We start from the raw sequence: 22,081 nt of genomic DNA on the forward strand, positions 1-22,081 counted from the left end.
TTCGCAGTTGCCCCGACGAATTCAAGGCTCCTTTTCTCCGTCCATTCCCCGAAATCTTCCACCTGCACCAATCTTGAAATTGAACGCCTTGCCATCTTTCAAACTCTCAACCTCATACACATACTCTCCCTTCTCATCAAAAACCTTGTCGATCCGCACCAACTTGCCGTTGCCCACTTTTCCGTGAAGCACCTTTCTTCCGAGCGGCGGCAGGTCCGACGCAAACGCCTCGATGGTCTCCAGCTTTCCATCCCCCGCAATCGTCATATCACGACTCCTCCCCCCTTCATTCACTTCGGCACTGTACGAAATTCCATCCTCTTCTAATACTCGATAAACACTCTCCAGCTTTCCCTTCGCACTCTCAACTTCGATGGTCTTCCTCACTGCGACCGGGGCTTCCTCCAGACCAATCTCAGCCCGGATCATTTTGCCCTCCATCGTCACTGTAAAAAACCGATCCTTCCCAGCCTTGTTGGTCATCTCGACTTCATAACTGATTGTTCCATCCTCCTCTGAAGTCTTTTCCACGCTGTCGATTGTTCCGTTACCCAACTGTGCCCTGATTGCTTTTTGCGGCACGGCCGGCACCTCGTTCAAATCCACTTCCATGCCCAGCAACTTGCCTTCCTCCGACACCGTCATGTCCCGCGCATCCTCGCCCTTCACGATTTCCACCACGTAACTAATCTCTCCATCATCTTCCTCCCGGTCAATCTCCCCCACCTTGCCCCCGCCCACATTCAACTGGCTTTGCACCATCTTCTGCACCGCCGCTGGCAAATCAGATAAAACAAGCTTCTTTGCCTCCGCCGCACTGATCTCGGTACAAACCACCCCGCAACAACACAGGAAAAGACTTGCTACAAGCGAGAGTGATTGCCGGCTGAAGTTCCTTTTCATGATTCCGCTGGAATATAGCCGCCCCCCTTAAATGTCAACGTGGATTTCAGGCCTAACTGTTTGGCTTCCGAACGATTATGACGTCGCCTTCGTGATCACAGAGAACTAGTCGATTCGATTCCGTGCACACCATCACCACATCCAAGTCTGAAATAACACATTCTCCGGTGACACGTCGATAGGCCTCTGCAAATGCCTCTGTCGCAGACATCCGAAATGCAAAAGGTGTATTCCCCGAACGAAATGAACAATCAGTCACGACAATAACGAATTCATTTGAATTCGTGCCGGCCAAAAGCTTCCGGATGGCGGTCGCATCACTTTCCTCCAATAATTTCTCCCCAGCCCACTGCTCTATAACCAGCCCATCCTTCTCAGCAGCAGACCAGAGAGAACCGGGAGTGAGATAGGCCACACTTGGAATCAGAGCCCTAACAGCTTTCCAAATCATCTCCCATGAGACTCTCTCAAGATTGGCGTCGGACATTTCCATAATTGTATCACTCATTTAATACTCTCCGCAAAATTCGCGAAACAAGCGCCTCTCCTCCATTGTCGACAAGAGAGGACGCACACCGACACAGCCGCTGACGCTCTTGATTCAGCTAAAGATTAAGCGCCAATCAGCCCCTTTGCCTTCGCCATCGCCTCATCCAGCTTGGAGACATCCTTGCCGCCGCCTCGGGCATTGTCTGGCTTGCCGCCACCTTTGCCACCCACGATCGGCGCGATGCCTTGAATAATTTTCCCCGCCTGCACCTTCGCGGTAAACTCAGGCGAAACTGACGCCACCAGCGCGACCGCTCCATTGGCAGCCCCACCGAGCACAACAACTCCCTTGAATTGCCCCTTTAAGGCGTCTGCTATCGATTGCAACGTGTCGCCATCTGCCGAACCCAGGTTCTCAATGATGGCCGGAATTCCATTCAACGTCGCCGCTTTCCCAATCAAGCTCTTCGCGGTGTTCGCGGCTTCCTTTTGGTTTACGGCCTTGAGCTGTCTCTCCAGCTCTTTCTGTTGGGCCAGCAAGGCATCGATTTTCTTTTCCAATTCACCTATCGGCGCATTCACTTTGCCAGCAATACTCTTGATAAGTTGAATTTCATCGGTTGCCTTGCCATATGCTTCCAACCCGGCCACCGCTTCGATACGACGCACTCCAGCCGCCACGGCAGACTCACCAATAATGCGGAACAACCCAATCTCTCCGGTTCCCTGGGTATGAGTTCCACCGCAGAGTTCCATGGAGTAACCGTTCAACTCCCCGGCTTTCCCGCCAATCTGCACGACGCGCACGCGGTCGCCATACTTATCACCGAAAAATTGCATCACGTCTTTGCGCCCCTTCACATCGGCATGAAGAACCTCCGTCCACGACACGCCTGCATTTTCCAAAATGCGTTCGTTCACCAGCTTTTCCACATCCGCCACCTGCTGTGGTGTCAATGGCTGTGAATTAAAATCAAACGTCAGCTTATCCGGCCCCACGAATGAACCCTTTTGCGACGCCTCTCTGCTCACGACTTCATGAATTGCCCAGTGCAAAATATGCGTCACCGTGTGATGCCGCTGAATCGCATTGCGCCGCTCCCGATCCACCGTCAACTCCACTTCACTTCCCGTCTGCGGCGCATCACCGTCCGCAAGGAAATGTAGCCAGGTGTTCCCACTCTTTTGGGTATTCTCCACCCGCCACAATTTGCCGCCTTGGCTCAATTCACCCGTATCTCCCACTTGGCCACCCATTTCCGCATAGGCCGACGACGTGTCCAGCACTACAGCGGTCTTATCCTTCAATCCCACGACTTCAAGCACCTTCGTTTTGGCCTGAAGTTGATCAAAGCCGATAAACTTGGTCGGCACGGTCGTTTCGATTTGCGAAAGCGAAATCACTTCTTTCTTCTGCGCGGCCTGAGAACGCTTCTTTTGCTCGTCCATGAGCAAATTGAACCCAGCAACGTCCACGGCCAGTCCGCGTTCGCGGGCCATCAACTCAGTGAGATCGAGCGGAAAGCCGTATGTGTCATAAAGCTTGAATGCAAAAGGTCCCTGTAGTTGATGACCGGGCTTAACGTGAGCAATTTCCTGGTTGAACAACTCGATACCTCGATCCAACGTTTTGTTAAAAGCTTCTTCCTCCGAGCGAATCACATCCTTGACATGCTGCTTGCGTTCGCGAATTTCGGGAAACACCTGACCCATCGTTTCAGCCAGCACATCCACCAGCTTGTAGAAAAACGGTTCATGGAACCCGAGTGTGCGTCCGTACTTAACTGCGCGACGCAGGATGCGGCGCAGCACATAGTTCCGGTCCGTATTCCCGGGCTGAATCCCATCAGCAATCGAAAAACTCAACGTCCTGATATGATCCGCAATCACGCGGAACGCCACGTCAACCTTCTCCTGCTCTGTATCTCCTGTGCTGCCCGATTTCGGCAATGTCGAGCCATAACGCTTACCGCTCAATTTCTCGATTGCATCAAAAATTGGACGAAAAATATCCGTTTCGTAGTTTGAAATCTTGGCATTGGCAAAATCCTTGAAACCGTGTGACCCCTGCATGATTGAAGTCACACGCTCAAATCCCATGCCAGTATCAACATGCTTTGCAGGCAATGGTGAAAAAGTCCCACCCGGATTCGCATTGAATTGGATGAACACCAGATTCCAAATCTCAATGCACTCCGCCGTTCCCTTGTTGACGAGCGCGCCCTTGGTATCCCCTTGCGGCGTCAGATCCACATGCAACTCCGAGCACGGACCGCACGGACCCGTATCGCCCATCATCCAGAAATTGTCCTTCTTATTGCCGTTGACGATATGCACCTTCGGATCGAGCCCGGCGGCGGAAAATTTCGCGGCCCACAAATCGTAAGCTTCCTGGTCAAAATCACTGGGGTCGCCCAGCGATTTGTCCGGGCTGTAAACCGTCGCGTACAAGCGTTCCTTCGGAAACCGCCAGACTTCCGTCACTAGTTCCCACGCCCAATCAATCGCTTCCTTCTTGAAGTAATCGCCGAAAGACCAGTTCCCCAACATCTCGAAAAAAGTATGGTGATAGGTATCCAGTCCGACATCTTCCAAGTCGTTATGCTTGCCGCCAGCGCGAATGCATTTCTGCGTGTCCGCCGCGCGCGTATCCAGCGATGGAACCGCTCCCGCCCATTTGCTCACGTCCGCCTTTTTCTGCCCCAAAAAGATCGGCACGAACTGGTTCATCCCTGCGTTGGTGAACAATAGGTTCGGCGAATCCGGCATCAAGCTGGACGACGGCACAATGGTATGCTGTTTCGATTTAAAAAAATCGAGGAACGACTGGCGTATCTGGCTACTGGTCATAAAATCTTAAAGGCAGCCTCGCTGCTCAAATCATCAATGTAACTTAGCCGTAAAAAGGCACAAATGCCCGCTTTCGACAGGCGGAGAGGATAGAAAATCACCTCATTTAAAGCTAGTGGAAGTTTAAAGCCCCCAAACCGAAACCGGCAGGGGGCTGAATTTGCTGAAATCTCGTTGAAAACAAGGCTATTGCTTCTTCTTGAACAAATCGGTGACCCCTTTAGCTGCCTTATTCAAGTCATCAACACTTCCCTTACCCAGATTCTTGCCAATGTCTTTAAGTTGCTTGCCGCCATCCGCGATGGCTTTGGTCCCAGCTTCCACCGCCCCTGCCAGAATCGGCTTCAATATTTGCCGAGATAATTCCGCAGCCGAAACCCCACCTTCCCCGGTGCCAACGTTTTGCAAATGGATGTCAGGAATCGGTACGGTCATCCCCAAAGTCTGGCCCAAAGCAGTGATATTGAGGTGCACCTTTGCACCGTTCACAACAATGTCCTTCACTATGAATTTCTTTTCCTTCTTACCCGCAGTCGGTTCGTTCTTCACCTTCTCCTTCGTTTCGCTGGTCGAATTAAGATTTTCCAGGATCTTGCTCAAATTATTCCCGGTTAAGGTTCCCTCCATGGTGATTTCAGGAGCCTGAATATTGATTTGCTCCACCATGATGGTATCTGACAACACAGAGCCCACCTTAACAGCCACTTTGACGTCACCCACCTGGATGGCGGAAGCAGTTTTATAACCTTCCGGATTGCCCACGAACAATTTGCTCAACTGCCCGCTCCCTCCAAATGGAGAGATGTTCGCGGAACCCAGCTTCACATCGACTTTTGTGATCTGAGGCCCCACCGTTTCCACTCCCTTTTTCACAATGGAATTCAGTGAAAAGAAAACTGCCACCAGCGCCACCACGAGCAGGATGCCCAGTCCGAGAACAATTCGAATCAATGTTTTTTTCATATTAAAGTGTCATTCGGTGCCACTGCGGAAAAAATGCCTTTCCGCCAGACAATACCTCGGCCATGGTTGGGTTCGGAGCCATGCAGGTCAAGCGCATTCAATGGCCGTGTTGTAAAGAAAAATCTTGGCAATTAGGGTGATGACCCGCTGAATTTTTTGAAATATTTCCTTGAGAAAAACACACAATTCGCTAATACTTTTTGCAGTTGAATGCGCATAAAAAGTTGAGTGCGCCACGCTCTTTGTAAACAAGTTTGAGCACCAGATTTTACCCTGCCATGTTCGTGCTCCTAGCAAAAATCCTTGAACCGTAATTAGAAAAACACGGAGCCTCTATTTCGGTTGTCGGCCGACAGGCCTTGACTGGAAGTCGTAAGTGATCGATCGGGCTCCACCTGTTCCTTAAAAAGTTCAAAGGGACTGTTATACACGGCATTACGGTGGGGTACTCTTTAAAACTCATCCACACGGATGAGTTTTTTGTTTTGGGCGAGTCCTCCCAAACCTGATATATTAATCCCATGTCGCGGGACGACCTGTTTGCCACCCCCAAAGAACCTGAGGCCAGTGCTTTAGAGAACACTGAACCCCAACCGGTTCGGCATATGCCGTTGGCAGCACGCATGCGCCCCCGCAATCTTTCTGAATACATCGGTCAATCACACATCCTTGGCCCGGGCCAACTGCTCCGCCGGGCCATCGAAGCCGATCGCATCCAATCGCTCATTTTCTACGGTCCACCCGGCACAGGCAAAACCTCGCTCGCTCAAATCATCGCTCTCCAAACCAGCAGCAAATTTGAGCGCCTTAGCGGCGTCGAATCCAACGTGGCCGATATGCGCCGCGTCCTGTCCGCTGCATCCAATCGGCTCGAAAATACCGGCCAACCGACCATCTTGTTCGTCGACGAAATCCATCGCTTCAATAAATCGCAGCAGGATGTCCTCCTGCCTGACGTGGAAAGCGGCGTCATTCGTCTGATCGGTGCCACTACTCACAATCCATTTTTCTTCGTCAACTCCCCGTTGGTCTCACGATCGCAAATATTTGAATTACGCCCTCTCACCGAAGAGGAACTCTACCAGTTGCTTCAACGCTCCCTTCAAGATCCCGAGCGCGGTCTGGGCTACATGAAAATCCATGTGGATGAAGCCGCCTTGCGCCACCTCGCCAAACTTTCTGATGGCGACGCTCGCAAAGCCTTGAATTCTCTCGAAATCGCCGCACTCACCACCTCTCCCGAAGCCAACGGCATCATCCATATCGATCTCGCCGTTGCCGAACAAAGCATCCAACGCAAAGCCGTGGTGTATGACGGGGATGGCGATGCCCATTACGACACCATCTCTGCCTTCATCAAATCCATGCGCGGCAGCGATGCCGATGCCACGCTTTACTGGCTCGCCAAAATGATTCACGCCGGTGAAGATCCCCGCTTCATCTCGCGACGCATCGTCATCTGTGCTGCTGAAGATGTCGGCCTGGCTGATCCCATGGCACTCGTCCTCGCCAATGCGGCGCACCAAGCCGCCGAATTCATCGGCTGGCCCGAGGCGCGCATTCCCATCGCCGAAGCTGCGATCTACATTGCCACTGCCATTAAAAGCAACACGAGCATTACCGCCATCGATGCAGCATTGGCCGATGTCCGTTCCGGTCGCACTCTGCCCGTCCCCGAGCATCTGCGCGATGCCCATTATGCTGGTGCAGAACGTCTCGGCCACGGCAAAGGCTACGAATACGCCCACGATCACCCCGACCACTTTGCTTCTCAGGATTATCTCGGAGCCGACAAACACTACTACGAGCCCACCGATCAAGGTGTGGAGAAGAAGATCAAGGAGCGGGTTGAGAAATGGCGCGCCTTGCTGGCCCAGTCCAGAAAACCTAAATGACAATTCGTCATGGATAACAGCCCTTCCCCCAACCATATCCATAAGCACGAGAAAGCCACACTGCGAGCGAAAGTCCGGACCGAAGTGAAAAAGCTTTCTCAGGCAGAACGACAGTCCTTGTCCCTCCAACTCTGCTCCTTATTGGAACAACAGGAAATTTGGAAACAGGCTCAGTCCATATTGTTCTATGCACCTCTACCAGATGAACCTGACATTTGGAAACTGGTGGAGGATTCAATTGCTACCGGAAAAACCGTCCTATTGCCTCGCTTCCATCCTGAACAAAATCAGTATGTTGCATGCCATATAAAGAATATTCCCCGGGATCTCTCCACCGGTCAGTATGGAGTCCGTGAACCAAACGAATTTTGTTCCACAATTTCTTTAAACCATCTGGACTTGATACTCGTACCTGGGGTAGCATTCGACTTTGCTGGACACCGGCTTGGTCGGGGGAAGGGGTTTTATGACCAACTGCTGGAAGTTCTGCACGGTACGACTTGTGGAGTGGCATTTGATCAGCAAATTTTGGATAAGGTCCCTGTCGAACCGCATGACATTCGTTTGAGTTGCATCTTGACGCCGACGCGCTGGCAATCAGCAACACCGCCGCGCCCGGTCTTGAAATGATCCTGGTGGGAAATATTTATGCAGAAGGCGCCTGCCTTGTCGTTGGCGCAGTGCTTTGCTATCTTCTTTTGTGGTTGCGAGACCGCAATGCAAGAAAGCTCCAAGCTCTTCAACTCCAAACCCTTCTGGAGAACGCCCGCCGCGATGCTGAAGCCTTCGTTCGCGATGCGCGCCTCGCTGCCAACGAAGAAGCGCTCAAAATCCGCGAACAAACAGAACAATCCTTTACCGCACGCAGGCAGGAACGCGCCGAACTCGAACGCCGCCTCAGCGAACGCGAAACATTGATCAATACCCAACTGGAAGGCGTGGTCCAGGCTGAGAGAAGTTTACGTGAACAAAAGGATGTGCTGAAGCGAAAGGCTGACTTGCTGGATTCACAGCAACAGGAACTGGAGGGGCTCATCAAACTTCGCCGCGAACAACTCGAGAATCTTTCCCGACTTTCCGAAGACGAAGCTCGCACCCAATTTCTTAAGGAAGTTGAAATGGAGGCGATGCGCGATGCCAGTAATCTGACACGGCACATTGTCGAGGATGCGAAATCCAAGGCTGAGGAAAAAGCCCGGCAGATAATTAGTGTGGCCATTCAGCGTTACGCAGGGGATCACACATTCGAAACCAGCACCGCCACCATTGCCCTCCAGGGAGAGGAAATGAAAGGCCGCATCATTGGTCGTGATGGCCGCAATATCCGCGCTTTCGAAGCTGCGACTGGCATCACGGTTTTAATCGATGATACCCCGAACGCAGTCGTGCTCTCCGGTTTCGACCCGGTTCGGCGCGAAATTGCGCGTGAAGCCATGAATCGCCTGATTCTTGATGGACGAATCCATCCCACTCGCATCGAGGAAATAGTTGCCAAGGTCACCCAGGAAATGGATGAAACCATTGTGCGACTTGGTGATGAAGCAGTCGCCAAGACTGGCCTCTCACCGATGCATCCAGAAATCATCAAACTTCTCGGTCGCCTCCATTTCCGCCACAGTTACTCCCAAAACATCTTGAACCACTCAATCGAAGTTGCCCATCTAATGGGCCTGATGGCTTCAGAATTGGGAATCGATGTTTCCCTCGCCAAACGCACTGGGCTGCTACATGACATTGGCAAAGCCGTAAACCACGAGATTGAAGGTCCTCACGCTGTTGTAGGCGCTGATATCATCAAAAGGCACGGGGAATCTGATGCCGTTGTAAACGGCGTCGCCTCCCATCATAATGATATTCCTCCCATCGGCCCATTGGGCATTCTGGTCAGCGCTGCTGACGCCATCAGCGCATCACGCCCTGGCGCCCGCTCGGAGAACATGGCTACTTATTTGAAGCGCGTGGATGATCTTGAAAAGATCGCTTTGTCCTTCCCCGGAGTGGAAAAATGCTTTGCCGTTCAGGCGGGACGTGAACTTCGTATCATGGTCCAACCTGAGCAGGTTTCAGACGACCAGGCATTTGCCCTCGCCCGGAATATCGCCTCCAAAATCGAAAATGATCTGCAATATCCGGGGCAAATTAAGATCACGGTCATTCGGGAAACACGCTGCGTGGAAGTCGCCAAGTAGTCTCACCTGTCCCCCTCACGGCGCCCTTGGCCTTTTTCCCATTTTAAGATCGTCGTCTCCCCTCAGAATTTCAGCCGAACGTTCATTGATAAGTACGTTAAAAACTCCAAAATCTTTTTACCGTCAAAAACCTCTTCGTTGTCTCAAAAAAAAAAGCCATTGGCGATTACCAATGGCTTTTCAAATCTATCACCGCAGGAACTACAAAATGCTAGTGTGGCTGTGTCATCGTTCCAGGAAGCATCCCGTTCTGCCATCCTTCTGGAGAATTCCATGGCCGTGGCGATTCATTGCTCGCCTCTGCATCGCTGGTCTTACAACCACTGCAGCAGCCAAGCCCAACAGTAAGAGATAACAGCAGGGCCCAAGTCCGACACTTTTTCAAACTGGAAACAAGCTTCATGGGCAAAGATCAGTAAAGAACCTGATCGCCTTCCATCAAGTCAACGACCTTCCAACCCGGCATCACATTGGCGATACTGCGGTTGGCCTGAACGCTCTTGATCTTAACCTTGGCGACCAACTTTCCGTTACGATTTACCAACATTTGTCCATCCTCAAGCACACCCTGTTTGTCACCAATATCAAGCACTACAAACTCATACTTTGGATCAACCGCCAGGACTCTGCCTTTTAAACCGTCGGGCAGCTTAACCAGAAATTCTGGATCAAGGAGCGTATTCAGCTTGTTTTGAAGTTTGACGTTATTGGCGATCAAAATCTTCTTCTCAGCCTCGATCGCGTCACGCTGTTCCTTCAGCGAGGTAATAGATGCCAGCGTCGCCTTGATATGGTCGATGGGAACGCCCAAGGCTTTCCACGCGGCTAAATCGTTTTGGGCCGAATCACGCTCCGAGGTGGTCTTCTTTAAACTATCGGAAAGCGCGGTGGCCTTCTTGGTCGCTTCAGCAGCCTCAGCGCTGGCTTTACCGAGCTCATCCTTAGTCGAAGCCAACTCGGTCTTGGTCTGATCCAAAGTGGTTTGAGTATCCTTGGCGAGCTTTTGAGCTTTTTGCTTCTCAGCTCTCTCCATATCGCGATCCTTGGCGTTCTTGTCCCGGTCAGAGATCGTCGTGTTAATCTTGTCTTTTACCTGAACAAAATTCAGAACCCCAGCCGCGAGCCCGGCTATGATGGCGATAATTAAGGCAATTCGAATCAACATGGCTTTTGCAAAAAACTGATTTTCACATAGCCTAATCACACTAACTCACCGTGTCAACGCCCTTTGAAGCAAGTTTTTTAAACAGCAACTCCTCACCTGAAAGCCCGGCCATAATAAACATAAACAAAAAGCCAGCCTGGTTGCATCCAGACTGGCTGTGAGCTTCAAATTAACCCGCGATCTATTTAATCAGGCGGTAATATTTGCTTCCACCCGACGCGGTATTTGTGACGGTGTATTGACCATTTGCAATCGCCCCCGTCCCTTCCGGACTCCAGATGCTGGGACTGGCCAGGACCGGTGCCGACTGCAAAGCATAGCCGGTGAAATTCGTGGGCCAACTCACAAGCGCATGAACTCCGTCAAATGTCACGCTCAGTGACGGTGGTGTGGGAGCAACCAGATTGAATGCCACAATACCATTGTTCCCATCCACAGCGTATACCCGGTTGCCGGCGAAAACGACTTGCGCAATCAGATTGACATTCGGCTTCGAATTGGCCGGGAAATTATAAGTTGCAAGCAACAACGGTGCGCCCAGGTCAGAGATATCATACAGCGCAAGGCTGTCAGGAGAATTGGTATTGCCGGCAAAGTTAACACCAGCCAGCAACTTTCTCGAAACATCCAAGGCCACAGACCCAAGCGACGACGCGAAGTTGTTGAAGTTGCTCAGCACCGTGCTCGTCCCGCCAGGCAGGTTGTAACTTACCAATTGCAGGGCCGTTCCCGCTCGCTTCTGCCATATATTAGTCCCTGTCGCGAATTGCAGACTACGACCAATCGGAGTGCTGGGACCTGTTTCCCCGAAGTAAGCATTCGTGAATGAAGCCAATGAAGCATCCACCGGTGTCAACACCGCTGCCAGGCTTCCCTGGTTGGCATCAATCACGATCTGGGTGTTCGTGCCAGCGCCACGGACGTCCATCGCGTCACCCCAACGGAAACCAGTGGTCTGATTGGCAGGCTCACCGGAGTAGACCAAGGCTGGCTGGGTGCTGCTATTGGCATCTGCCCAACGATAAAGCTTATAAACTGCTGCGTTTGTTCCGCTGGTATCCATGTTTGCCGCATAAATGGAACCATCCTGGCTCACCCCGACGGAAAGCAAGACAATGCTTCCACCAGTAATGCCAGTGGTATCAAGTGTGTATAGGTCCGCTCCTGTTGCGGCATCCAATACATGAACGGCTTGCCCCGAAGAAGCTCCCGTACGGGTTACTACATAAACCTGATTTGACAGGGCGCTATACGCAATGCTCCGGTAAAACGGAGTCGACCCACTACTGCTGCCATCCAATGGAAGATAAGGACGGCTCGCGGGTGCCAGGTTCCATGCCTGTGACAAGGAATAATTCCCCTGACTCAATGCGACCGTTACCACAGCCACCGAACTTGTCGAGGAACCATAAGCATTCGCTGCAATCACGCGGTAGTTACCGCCATCGGTGAGTTGGGCATTGGTGATGGCATAGGTCAGATTCGTAGCCCCTGGGATGTCCGAGCCATTTCTCTGCCACTTGACCGTTGCTTGTTGATCGAGCGTAACCGTCATGCTCCCCCCACCACCCAGGATCACTCGCAGGTTTTGTGGTTGCGCGAAAAAGTTCGGTGCTGTCGGCGGCCCCAAAGCCACCTTGAACGCCATGATGCCGTTCTGTGCATCAATGGTGAAGAGCATATCGCCAGCAAAGAAGGTCTGGGAGATAAAATTGCCATTCGCATTATGCGGATACACCGGAAAAATGTATGAGGCCAGGAACAATGGACTGTTCAAGTCGGAAATCTCATACAGGTCAAGGGAATCGTTCGTCGCTGCGACAGGATAATTCACCCCGGCCAACAACTTCCGCGTCAAATTCAACCCGACACCAGCGAGAGTGTTGGTGAAATTGGAATTCGTGCTCAAGGTGGTGGTAGCTGCTGGTGCCTGGGTCAAATCGAAACTGGATTGCACCAGCCCAAAGCCTTTACGTTTCTGGTAAAAAGTACTGCCAGGTCCGAATTCGAGGCTGCGACCAATGGGGGTTCCCACAGTCGGCTGCAGGAAATATTGCGCCGTCCAGTTCGTCATCGTGCTATCGGTCGGAGTCAGGACAGCCACGTATCGTTGTGCAGCATCGTTATTATCCAAAATAATTTGGGTATTGATTCCACTGCCACGCACGCTCATAACGTCACCCCAGCGGAAGGTGCTGCTCTGAGAGGCTGGATCACCCATAAAAATTTGCACTGGCACGGTGTTGCTATCGCCGTTCGCCCAGCGATACAGTCGGAACACCTTGGCCGGGTCTGCTGGACTTCCGCCATAAGCGTTTGGAGTTTCATTACAGGCATAAATGGCCCCGTCATCCGCCACGCCGATCGCATCCAACCCCAAGCCCGATGAACTCCCTTGTGGCGCCACATAGAGCTGAATTCCGTTCGTGTTCAATGTGTATAGCACGGCCCCATTCGTGGCGTTAATTGCATACACCAGATAATTTGAGGTGGTGGGGCTGGAGCGACTGACAACATATAACTGATTTGAGAGCGCATTGTATGCGATGCTGCGCTGGTTCGGCACATTGCCAGTCCCACTATAATCAATATACGGTTGAGCTCCTGCTGCTGCGCTCCATTGTAGGTTCAAATGATACAGGTCGGTCGGATTCACCACCACCAACTGTGATGCAACCGTCTGCGTCCCTGCCGCGTTGCTGACAACACAGCTGTAAGTTCCAGAATAACTCACCTGCAAATTTGAAATGACCAACGAGCCATTGGTGGCCGAAGCGATATTCACTCCGTTTGAAGTCCATTGATAATTCACCGCTGGGAACGCCGACACGGACAGTGTGATTGTCCGCCCAATTGTCATTCTATTCGTGGCGGCTGGTTGCGACAGGATTGTTGGAGCCACAGTTGGTACGGCATCAACGCTGTAGGCAATCAACCCGTTGTTAATCACGTAGGAGTAAAGCTTGCCGCCACCAAAGTCCAGATACCCGGGAGGAGCCGAGGCATTGGCATTGTTGGGGGTATAATCCTTAATATCGAGAAGCACAGGACCGCGGTTCGTATTTGAGATATCATAAAGGCGAACATGTTCAGGACCGGTAGTCCCGCTGATTACGTCAATGGCAGCCAAAAGTTTGTGGACATTATCCACTGCAATCGGGCCGAGATTGTCGGTGTTTCCGAGTGCCGTGGAATCATAGGTTTTAATGGTAGTCGCACTCAAAGCTCCCAAATTGAAACTCATCCAGCGAAGTGGAGCCCCAACCTTTTTAGCATAAAAGCTATCCCCAGGCCCAAAGGCAATGCCATCGTTAAAATTCGCGGTTGTCGCGTCCGTGCCGAGAACATTGGATGCGAAATTCGTGCCATCAGCTGTTGTGAATACCACCACGTTGGTTCCCGAAGTTGAATTCACCAGCGAACCAATAATAATTTGTGTATTGGCCCCTGCTCCACGAATGTCCATGCTGGTTCCATATCGCTGAGCCGGGGTGAGAAAGTTTGAAAAGCAAACCGATGGTGCGTTGGTGGTAAGGACGGAATCCCAGCGATAAATGATGAAAGGAGTAGTGCCGCTGTTGTTGACTTGGTTGCACACATAGACGGCTCCGTCATCCGCCACCAGGCTCCCCGCATCGGCATAGGCTCCGCCGACAATGCCGTTGGTGTTCAAATTGGTCACTATGGTTCCGTTGATGCCATCCAAAATGTAAATATTACCAAGCACATTGCTCGAGCCACCCGCCCCGGAATGTGTATCCACGAAAACGAGATACCCAGTTACTGGGTCATAGGCCATCCCACGCTGGTTATTGCCGATATCAATCCAAGGCACATCCAACGGCTGTATACTCCCATCGAAACGCACTCCAAAGGAGGTAAGTGGATTTAGACCAGGATTTGTTTGGGCATTAGCTCCAAATACGAGAGCCATCAGGGAAATGATGGCGAGGGCGATGCAGGTTCTTGTTTTCATAGGTTAAACTCTTCTAATATGACCGGGACACTTATTTTCATTGTCAATTTCAAATCACTCTCTTCCTCGAACACCTGCAAAACACCTCGTCCGCTCCGCGTTGGTCCGGTGTTTCCGTGCAGGCCTGTCATTTATCCCACTTGATTATGGCAGCTTAGGATGCTGTTAGTTCCGGTCCTCTGGGAAGGTTGAAAATTCAACTCCGCCGATCATTGGATTACGAAAATAAATGCAACTGGTGGGATAAAAAAGACTCTGCTCATTCACCTTATGGCAAACAAAAAATGATTTAATCAAGCAAACTCCTGAATGCCACTTCATAAAATCTTATTAGGTGAATAATAAATTTGAGCATGAGAACCTCGTTTTTTTCTGTCAATAAAATTAAGAAATTTTTCAGTGCTTTTGACGCCTATTATGTGCAGGTTGCGCATGATTTACCCATCTAATTCACCATGATTAGTTACTCACTGACTGGTCGCTTTAACATTCCCTCTACCTCCGTCTTTTGATAAAAAGATTGCGCAGAAAGGCTCAAGAATCGCGACATGAAGATATTTAACCTGATCCGCCAAAAACAAAGAGCTCAACGCTTCCGGCGACGCTGAGCCGTTCAATAAGCCCGGTAATTTATTTCTTTTTCAACCGATTAATGAGGAAGCCGCCCATGCCTAAACCGCCGATCGCCGGAGTCGAAGGTTCAGGAACCGGCTGGGGGGAGTTACATCCGTCCAATTCGTGCCGATTCGTAACTGCTGATAAAGGCGTTAGCCGTTGGAGTCCCGGCAGAATTATTGAAGCCAGCCCAAAACCCAGTTGGCATTCAAGCCAGCCAAAGCTTTTGCAGAAACTGCAGCAATAATTTTCAGCGCGACAAACACGCTCGCCAAGTTAATCAAGATGCTAACATTACTTAATGTTTTCGGCCCTTTTTTCTGTGTTCCACACGAAATACCAATTGACGAAATAAAATCACGGTACTAGTTTTGTTCGATAGTTTCAAAACTCCAAATCAGAATCGGCACAGAGAATATGAGAATTCGTATCTTCCCCTCGAAAGCCTTCACCTTGATTGAACTGTTGGTGGTCATTGCCATCATCGCCATCCTGGCTGGGCTGCTCCTCCCGGCACTCGCGAAAGCCAAGGAAAAGGCCAATCGCACCGCCTGTCTGAGCAACTGCAAGCAAATGGGCTTGGGGAGCATGCTCTATGCTGAAGATGATTCTGATGGAAGACTGACAGGATCTTTGAAAACAGGAGCACAAGCCATCCATGATGATGACGATCTTAATTGGCTCTATGGCCTTAACGGTGGTCCAGGTATCAAATCCGTGAAGGTCTTCGTCAACCCGAGCACTAGGAACAACGTGGATCCAAATGATACTTACGATTTTCTATACAACGGGGGCATCATCAAAAAACTCCGACAATTGGATGATAAAGCTGCTGGACGGATGACAAACTATGGTCATAGCTATGAAGTATTTGGATCTTTCTACGATCCCAGCTACACGCGAAAGACCACAAAAAGCATTCAAGCCTATCGCCATGTCAACCTCCCGCTTCGCGACACGGTCGTTGGTCCCAGTGATATCTGGCTCATCTTCGATGCGATGGAACCTCACAATCCGGACTGGCCCTGGCAAAACTATCCCAACCCTTATTGGGGTCACGGCATGGAAGGCGGTCATGTGATTTTCTGTGATGGTCATGCGGAATGGATCACTCGCCCGAAATGGAATTATCGCTACGAGCTTTCCGAGGACCACGGAACACAGTTGACTCCTTACAATTGATTTTGAGCAGTTCGCGGGCATATTTTATGGTTTCATTCGCAGCCAAGCCCCCTATCGTGCACGAGCCAAAACTTGAAGAGTATTCCGACTTAACTTTTTCGGATACTTGATGACACATCATTACTATTCATTGAGATGGACACTTCTTGGCTGATCGCCACCCTCTTGATTATTACTTTCCTGCCCGTCCGACTAGATGCCCAGGCAGGAAACAAAGTCACCATCAATTCCGACAATGTTCTGGTGATCAATGGCAAAAAGGTTTTTCCCATTGGCTTCACGCTCGCACCTTCTCCCGATAGCAAGGCGCCGAATGGAAAAAATGGCATTGAGGAACTGGCCGATGCAGGTGGCACTTTCTTCCGCACCGGAGCCAATGGTCATCCATGGGATGAGCAGACCTTCGTAACCGAGCAAAAATGGGAGGATGCGGCCGCTCGTTACGGCATGTATTGCTGGCTCTATTTGCATGACCTCGCCAGCATCAAAGGTCACGATACCAAACATGAAGCGATGCTTCGCCGCGTCGTCACTCAATTCAAAGACCATCCTGGGCTGGGTATTTGGAAAGGCACGGACGAGCCTGAGTGGGGTAAAGCTAAAATCGAACCTTTGGTAAAAGCACGCGAAATAATTCGTGAACTCGATCCCAACCATCCTCTTGCCATCATTCAGGCACCGCGAGGAACAGTCCAGACCCTCCGCCCCTACAACACCGCCTCGGATATCACTGGAGCCGATATTTACCCCATTGGTTATCCGCCGGGCACTCACTCGCTCCTCACGAACAAGGAAATCAACATGGTTGGCGATTATACCAGGACGATGATGGAAGTTGCCGACGGCAAAATGCCTGTTTGGATGGTGCTTCAAATCGCCTGGAGCGGAGTTGTGAGACCGGGCAAAACCTTGCGCTTCCCCACCTTCCCAGAGGAGCGATTCATGACTTACGAAGCCATTATCAATGGGGCCCGTGGTATTCTCTATTTCGGCGGAAACATTGAAACGGCGATGCCACCAGAGGATGCCAAACTTGGGTGGAACTGGACCTTCTGGAAAAATGTTTTACGCCCCGTGGTTGAGGAAGTAGGAAATAAAAGTCTGCTCGCCCCTGCTCTGGTTGCCTCGGAATCGAAACTCCCCATTAAAATAAAAGATCCGAAGGATATGGAATTCTGCGTGCGTGAAGTCGGATCTGATATTTACATCCTGGCCTGCAAACGCGGTGGCACCACAGCCCGGATTGAATTCACTGGCATTCCGGCCACCAAGTCCATTGGCGAGGTGGTCTATGAATCCCCGCGGAAGGTGGAATTACATGATGGAAAATTTGCAGATTGGTTCGCTCCTTTCGAAGTCCATGTTTACCATCTTAGCCGCTAAAACCTCTTTCTTCCGGGGTGGACAGAAGCAGCAAAAGATCAATTTCTCTTCGTTGCTGAATTCCATTTCCATGCCATAATTCTCGCACATGAAATACAGACGCTTTGGCCGGACTGAACTTGCCATGCCCGTGATCTCGTGCGGAGGCATGCGCTATCAATACAAGTGGCAGGATGTCGACCCAAAGGAAATTCCCCATGACAACCAGGCGAACCTGGAAGCCACGATCCATCGTGCCATCGAACTCGGCATCAACCATATTGAAACCGCTCGCGGCTATGGATCCTCGGAAATGCAACTCGGCAATATCCTGCCGACTCTGCCTCGCAACAAAATTATAGTTCAAACGAAGGTGGGACCAACCGAGAATCCCGCCGAGTTCTTGAAAAAGTTTGAGCAGTCGATGGCTTATCTAAAGCTCGATCACGTGGAACTGCTCTCCCTCCACGGAATTAACAACCGTCAACTGCTCGATTATTCTCTGAAAAAGAACGGATGTCTTGCCGCGGCACGCAAGCTCCAGAAGGACGGCCGGGTTCGCTTTATCGGCTTTTCCACCCACGCCACTACAGACATCATCCAGGAAGCCATCGCCACAGACGAATTCGATTACTTCAACGTGCATTGGTATTTCGTCAACGATCTGAACTGGGCTACGATCACCGAGGCGCGAAAGAGAGACATGGGCGTCTTTATCATCAGCCCCAATGACAAGGGCGGCAAACTATACGACCCACCGAAAAAACTCGTCGATCTCTGCGCTCCGTTATCCCCGATGATTTTCAACGATCTCTATTGCCTGGCTCGGCCCGAGGTGCACACCCTCAGTTGCGGTGCCGCCAAACCATCGGACTTCGACGAACATGTCAAGGCATTGGACTATTACGACGAGTTACAGGCCACCATCACCCCCATTGAAAAAAGGTTGCGAACTGAGATGGAACGCACCTTGGGCGCAGACTGGTGCAAGGCTTGGTTCCGAGGCTTGCCTCAATACATCGATGTTCCAGGCCAGATCAATATATTGGAGATTCTCCGGCTGTGGACTTATGCGAAGTCGTTGGATTTAGTCGCCTGGGGAAAAATGCGCTACAATCTTCTCGGCCAGGCGGACCATTGGTTTCCTGGTGAGAACTCCAGCAAAGTGGATTCGCTCAATCTCGCTGCGGTTCTTCAACGCAGCCCCTTTGCTGAAAAAATCCCGGCCATTCTGAAGGAAGCACACGAAATGTTATTTGAAGCTCCCAAGAAACGATTGAGCGAGAGTTGATCTCTCTTCTGGTACATGAGAAAGGCCAGCCTTGCAGCTGGCCTTTTAAATTCCCTTGAAGGATTATTTCTTATTTTCCTTCTTATCGTCTGCCGCGGGAGTCTCCTTCGTCGCTGTTGGCGGAGCACCGACATTCAACTGGGACAGAATGCCATCAGTCAGGTCGTTATCATGATTGTCATAGAGCACCACCGGCGTGTTGTTAATGGATTCAGCCGCGCTGTCAACCACCAGACTAAAGCCGCCTGCCTTGGCCTTCGCGCTGATGGCGTTGCGAATCTCCTGAAGAATTGTGTCACGCATCCGCTTGCGCTGCGTATCAAGCTGGTCCCGGGCATTGTTCTCGAAAGCCCGAATGGTATTTTCACTGCTCTTAATTTCCAACAGTTTCGCCTCCGCTGAACTTTTGCGCTTGTCCCTTTCTTCCTGGGTCACTGACTGGTCATTGGAAGAGGCAATAATCTTGTTATAATCTTCCTTTACCTTGTTGTAGTCATCCACCATCGACTTATATTCCTTGTCGAACTCCGCAGCTCTATCTTTCAGCGCTGCCTCCGCCTGCTGGCGTTTCCAGTAGTTATCAAATACTTTGCGCAAATCGATGGTCGCAATGCGGCTTTCTGCCATGGCCGGGATGCTGAGCAAAGAGGTCAACAGCAATACTGGTAGAATTCGTTTTAAAATAGTCTTCATGTTTTGATCGTTAACTTATAATGGACGGGCAAATCCGACGCCAAACTGGAACTTTCCACTGTTACTATTAAATATATCATGATGAATCGGAATGCCATAGTCCAGTCGCAGTGGTCCGATGGGTAAATCCAGTCGCAATCCCAAGCCCCAGTTGTCGCTGTAGGCTGTCGTACTGCCTGCCACGCCATAATCCTGGAAAGCGCCAAGTGGAGTCGGTGCTCCCGGGATGACAGGTCCTCTTGCATGTATCTGTGAGGTCTGGAAACTGTAAGGCAGCGCATAAACGCTTCCGATGTCATAGAACACCGCAAACCTTAACCGCGAGATGATTGGAATGCTGTATTCCGCCGAAGCCATCCAGTAGGTATCGCCACCAATGGGTTCAAATTGTTGGCCGTTTTGCGTAGCCTCTCGCGGACCGACTCCACGATAATCGTAGCCACGGAGAGAATATTGACCACCAAGGTAATAACGTTCAAAGAATGGCAAATCCTTCGAACCATACAAACGATCGGCCACTCCCGCGCGGCCCACGATTTCAAGCACATGATCCTTCGCGAACCCTTTGAAATACCAGGCGCTCTTCACTTCAGTTTTATAGAAATTGGCGTCTCCACCCAAAGGTCCGCCGACAACTTCCGCTGAAATTTCTGTTCTCTGGCCCTTGTTCGGCAAGGTCGTGCTGTTGCGAGTATCGTAGGCCAGCGAAACACCAAAGCGCGAAAGCAGCGTATTTCCACTGTCGTTAAAAATAGTGGCAGGAGCGTTTTCGTTGACATCAACAATGCCAACATTTTCAACCGTATAACTGATTCCTCCGATCAGAAAATCGCTTCCCAGAGCCCGGGTTAGCCCCAGCTTGGCTCCAGTATGGGTTTCGTTATAAAGATTATCCAGACTTTGGAAGTTATACACCGAGTGAAAGAGATCTATGCTCAGAGCCAGCTTACGATTCAGGAACCACGGCTCCACAAAGGAAATCAGATAGTCCTGGCGTTGTGTGCCAAGCTGCACGCGCAGGCGGAACTTCTGACCTCCACCAGTGAAGTAAGGCGGCTTGAAAAGATCGAAATTGGACTGGCTGATTTCGGCAAAGCCTAAAATGCTATCTACCGTGCTGAATCCTGCCCCAAAGGTAAACTGGCCGGTGGACTTCTCATCCACTCCGACAATCAGATTCTTATGATTCGGAATGACCGTTGGTTCCGGTTGCGTATCCACCTTTTCAAAATATTGCAAACCCTCCAAACGTTGTTTGCTTAACCGGACGCGCACCATGTCGAATGTGTCACCCGGCGAAACTGCCAATTCGCGGCGGATGACCTTGTCCTTGGTCTTTACGTTGCCTTTGATCTCGATCTTCTCGATGTATTGCTTTTCGCCGGAATCAATGTTGTACTCCAGATCCATTGTTCCGTTCTCAGTATTTGCGATCTTGTTTACCCGCAGGTTCGCCCCTTGCTTCACATCGATGTAACCTTTGGAACCGTAAAAATCCTCGATCGCATGAATATCATCCTGAAGGCCCTGAGGAGTGAAAGTCATGCCCACATCGGCCTGAAGACCATGCTCACCAATCTTGGTCTTCGCGTGCGATTGTTCGTGCTGCAACTTCAATCCCCGGAAAATATCATTCGTATTGAAGAGCAGATTCCCCTTAAATGTTACTGCACCCACTTTGTATAGATTGCCTTCGTAAATCACGAACTCGATCCGCATTGTCTTCGGCGTGGGATTGGTGATCCGAATATCTTTGATTTCAAAATCGATATAACCCTTTTCCTGGTAGAACTCCTTCAATTTCTCCTGATCCTCGTCAAACTGATCCGGCTTGAAAATTCCACTCCGGGTCAGCCAGGACAACCACCAATGCCTTCTGGTCTTGATTACGCGCCGTAATTTCTTTTGGGAAAAAGCATTCGCCCCGGTGAAATCAACTTCCACAATTTTGATCTTGGGACTCTCCTGGATTTCAAAAATCACACTCGCCCGGCCCGCACGCTCATCAATGTTACTGATGACATATTTAACCGTGGTTCTTGGATACCCGGACTTCTGATACATCTTCTGAATTTCCTGGGAATCGGTGAATAGTTTTCGCTCGTCCAGCGGATCTCCAATTTTGGAGGTAACTTTCTTGAGCAACTTCGAGTTGCTATACTTGGTATTACCCTCGAATTTGATCCCGGTCAGCCGGAGCTTTCCTTGCAGGATGTAGGTAAGCACCACTCCCTTGTCCGTGAAGTTATCCAGAACCTGGATGTTAAAGAAGTAGCCGGTGGCATACAGGTTCTTCACATCGTCATCGACACTGGTGCGGACATAAGGATCTCCCACTTTGACATGAATGTTCGCCCGAACCAGATCTTCACTCACCGTCGCCGGGCCAACGTTGGTAATGATGATTTGCGCGACTTTATCGAAGAGGGATTGCGCCGATGAATTCGGCACGTAAGCCAGCAATAAAAGGAGTAGGAAACCGCCGCGGCGGATAAAGGTGTTCATCGG

Annotated in this window: 14 protein-coding genes and 1 other RNA gene; 7 read left to right on the forward strand and 8 right to left on the reverse strand. The window is 50.7% G+C overall.

The genetic code is table 11. The features are described 5' to 3' along the window. Positions 1 to 21: 21 nt before the first annotated feature. The 4 genes from CFLAV_RS14815 to CFLAV_RS14830 form a co-directional block, all read right to left on the reverse strand. A complete protein-coding gene (locus CFLAV_RS14815) occupies positions 22 to 903 on the reverse strand; it encodes a PepSY-like domain-containing protein (RefSeq protein WP_007415573.1) in 882 nt (293 codons plus the stop codon). A gap of 52 nt (positions 904 to 955) precedes the next feature. Continuing rightward, positions 956 to 1,411, reverse strand: coding sequence for a hypothetical protein (locus CFLAV_RS14820; RefSeq protein ID WP_007415574.1), 456 nt, complete (start codon positions 1,409 to 1,411; stop codon positions 956 to 958). A gap of 104 nt (positions 1,412 to 1,515) precedes the next feature. Then, positions 1,516 to 4,242 carry an alanine--tRNA ligase gene (gene alaS / locus CFLAV_RS14825; protein ID WP_007415575.1) on the reverse strand — a complete coding sequence of 909 codons (2,727 nt, stop codon included), beginning with the start codon at positions 4,240 to 4,242 and terminating at the stop codon, positions 1,516 to 1,518. Positions 4,243 to 4,428: 186 nt separating this feature from the next. Continuing rightward, positions 4,429 to 5,205: a DUF748 domain-containing protein gene (locus tag CFLAV_RS14830; RefSeq protein ID WP_007415576.1), complete on the reverse strand. Its 777-nt coding sequence runs from the start codon at positions 5,203 to 5,205 to the stop codon at positions 4,429 to 4,431. Between the two features lie 267 nt (positions 5,206 to 5,472). Here CFLAV_RS14830 and ssrS point away from each other — a divergent pair. The 4 genes from ssrS to rny all read left to right on the forward strand — a co-directional run bounded on the left by ssrS (position 5,473) and on the right by rny (position 9,289). After that, a non-coding RNA gene (gene ssrS / locus CFLAV_RS33695) (6S RNA) lies at positions 5,473 to 5,656 on the forward strand. A gap of 70 nt (positions 5,657 to 5,726) precedes the next feature. Then, positions 5,727 to 7,100, forward strand: a complete 1,374-nt coding sequence (locus CFLAV_RS14835) for a replication-associated recombination protein A (RefSeq protein WP_007415577.1) — start codon at positions 5,727 to 5,729, stop codon at positions 7,098 to 7,100. A gap of 9 nt (positions 7,101 to 7,109) precedes the next feature. Further along, on the forward strand, positions 7,110 to 7,730 hold the full coding sequence (locus CFLAV_RS14840) for a 5-formyltetrahydrofolate cyclo-ligase (RefSeq protein ID WP_007415578.1): 621 nt from the start codon (positions 7,110 to 7,112) through the stop codon (positions 7,728 to 7,730). After that, positions 7,670 to 9,289 (forward strand): ribonuclease Y, encoded by a 1,620-nt coding sequence (gene rny, locus CFLAV_RS14845; protein ID WP_202796904.1) that lies wholly within the window; start codon positions 7,670 to 7,672, stop codon positions 9,287 to 9,289. The genes CFLAV_RS14840 and rny overlap by 61 nt, the downstream gene beginning before the upstream one ends. Positions 9,290 to 9,701: 412 nt before the next feature. Here the strand turns inward: rny and CFLAV_RS14850 are convergent, their stop codons facing one another. Together CFLAV_RS14850 and CFLAV_RS14855 are read right to left on the reverse strand one after the other, a co-directional pair. After that, entirely contained in the window at positions 9,702 to 10,454 is a 753-nt protein-coding gene (locus tag CFLAV_RS14850; protein WP_007415580.1) for a hypothetical protein, read from the reverse strand. Positions 10,455 to 10,635: 181 nt separating this feature from the next. After that, on the reverse strand, positions 10,636 to 14,430 hold the full coding sequence (locus CFLAV_RS14855) for an immunoglobulin domain-containing protein (protein ID WP_007415581.1): 3,795 nt from the start codon (positions 14,428 to 14,430) through the stop codon (positions 10,636 to 10,638). A 1,032-nt stretch (positions 14,431 to 15,462) separates the two neighbouring features. Between CFLAV_RS14855 and CFLAV_RS14860 the strand changes: the two genes are divergently transcribed. The 3 genes from CFLAV_RS14860 (at position 15,463) to CFLAV_RS14870 (ending at position 18,880) form a co-directional block, all read left to right on the forward strand. After that, complete coding sequence (locus tag CFLAV_RS14860) at positions 15,463 to 16,227, forward strand: type II secretion system protein (RefSeq protein WP_007415584.1); 765 nt, start codon at positions 15,463 to 15,465, stop codon at positions 16,225 to 16,227. A gap of 135 nt (positions 16,228 to 16,362) precedes the next feature. Next, positions 16,363 to 17,610 carry a hypothetical protein gene (locus tag CFLAV_RS14865; RefSeq protein ID WP_007415585.1) on the forward strand — a complete coding sequence of 416 codons (1,248 nt, stop codon included), beginning with the start codon at positions 16,363 to 16,365 and terminating at the stop codon, positions 17,608 to 17,610. A gap of 88 nt (positions 17,611 to 17,698) precedes the next feature. Beyond that, the gene (locus CFLAV_RS14870; RefSeq protein ID WP_007415587.1) at positions 17,699 to 18,880 is read left to right on the forward strand and encodes an aldo/keto reductase; all 1,182 of its coding nucleotides are present in this window, start codon (positions 17,699 to 17,701) and stop codon (positions 18,878 to 18,880) included. A gap of 63 nt (positions 18,881 to 18,943) precedes the next feature. Here the strand turns inward: CFLAV_RS14870 and CFLAV_RS14875 are convergent, their stop codons facing one another. Both CFLAV_RS14875 and bamA read right to left on the reverse strand, forming a co-directional pair. After that, positions 18,944 to 19,573, reverse strand: a complete 630-nt coding sequence (locus CFLAV_RS14875; RefSeq protein ID WP_007415588.1) for an OmpH/Skp family outer membrane protein — start codon at positions 19,571 to 19,573, stop codon at positions 18,944 to 18,946. Between the two features lie 15 nt (positions 19,574 to 19,588). Further along, the gene (gene bamA, locus CFLAV_RS14880; protein ID WP_007415589.1) at positions 19,589 to 22,078 is read right to left on the reverse strand and encodes an outer membrane protein assembly factor BamA; all 2,490 of its coding nucleotides are present in this window, start codon (positions 22,076 to 22,078) and stop codon (positions 19,589 to 19,591) included. Positions 22,079 to 22,081 lie beyond the last annotated feature (3 nt).

Origin of the sequence: Pedosphaera parvula Ellin514, from assembly GCF_000172555.1 — a bacterium.
GTDB lineage: Bacteria > Verrucomicrobiota > Verrucomicrobiia > Limisphaerales > Pedosphaeraceae > Pedosphaera.

Coding starts and splice junctions, on each gene's coding strand:
- CFLAV_RS14815 (WP_007415573.1), bottom strand. CDS start 903: ATGAAAAGGAACTTCAGCCGGCAATCACTCTCGCTTGTAGCAAGTCTT.
- CFLAV_RS14820 (WP_007415574.1), bottom strand. CDS start 1,411: ATGAGTGATACAATTATGGAAATGTCCGACGCCAATCTTGAGAGAGTC.
- alaS (WP_007415575.1), bottom strand. CDS start 4,242: ATGACCAGTAGCCAGATACGCCAGTCGTTCCTCGATTTTTTTAAATCG.
- CFLAV_RS14830 (WP_007415576.1), bottom strand. CDS start 5,205: ATGAAAAAAACATTGATTCGAATTGTTCTCGGACTGGGCATCCTGCTC.
- CFLAV_RS14835 (WP_007415577.1), top strand. CDS start 5,727: ATGTCGCGGGACGACCTGTTTGCCACCCCCAAAGAACCTGAGGCCAGT.
- CFLAV_RS14840 (WP_007415578.1), top strand. CDS start 7,110: ATGGATAACAGCCCTTCCCCCAACCATATCCATAAGCACGAGAAAGCC.
- CFLAV_RS14850 (WP_007415580.1), bottom strand. CDS start 10,454: ATGTTGATTCGAATTGCCTTAATTATCGCCATCATAGCCGGGCTCGCG.
- CFLAV_RS14855 (WP_007415581.1), bottom strand. CDS start 14,430: ATGAAAACAAGAACCTGCATCGCCCTCGCCATCATTTCCCTGATGGCT.
- CFLAV_RS14860 (WP_007415584.1), top strand. CDS start 15,463: ATGAGAATTCGTATCTTCCCCTCGAAAGCCTTCACCTTGATTGAACTG.
- CFLAV_RS14865 (WP_007415585.1), top strand. CDS start 16,363: ATGGACACTTCTTGGCTGATCGCCACCCTCTTGATTATTACTTTCCTG.
- CFLAV_RS14870 (WP_007415587.1), top strand. CDS start 17,699: ATGAAATACAGACGCTTTGGCCGGACTGAACTTGCCATGCCCGTGATC.
- CFLAV_RS14875 (WP_007415588.1), bottom strand. CDS start 19,573: ATGAAGACTATTTTAAAACGAATTCTACCAGTATTGCTGTTGACCTCT.
- bamA (WP_007415589.1), bottom strand. CDS start 22,078: ATGAACACCTTTATCCGCCGCGGCGGTTTCCTACTCCTTTTATTGCTG.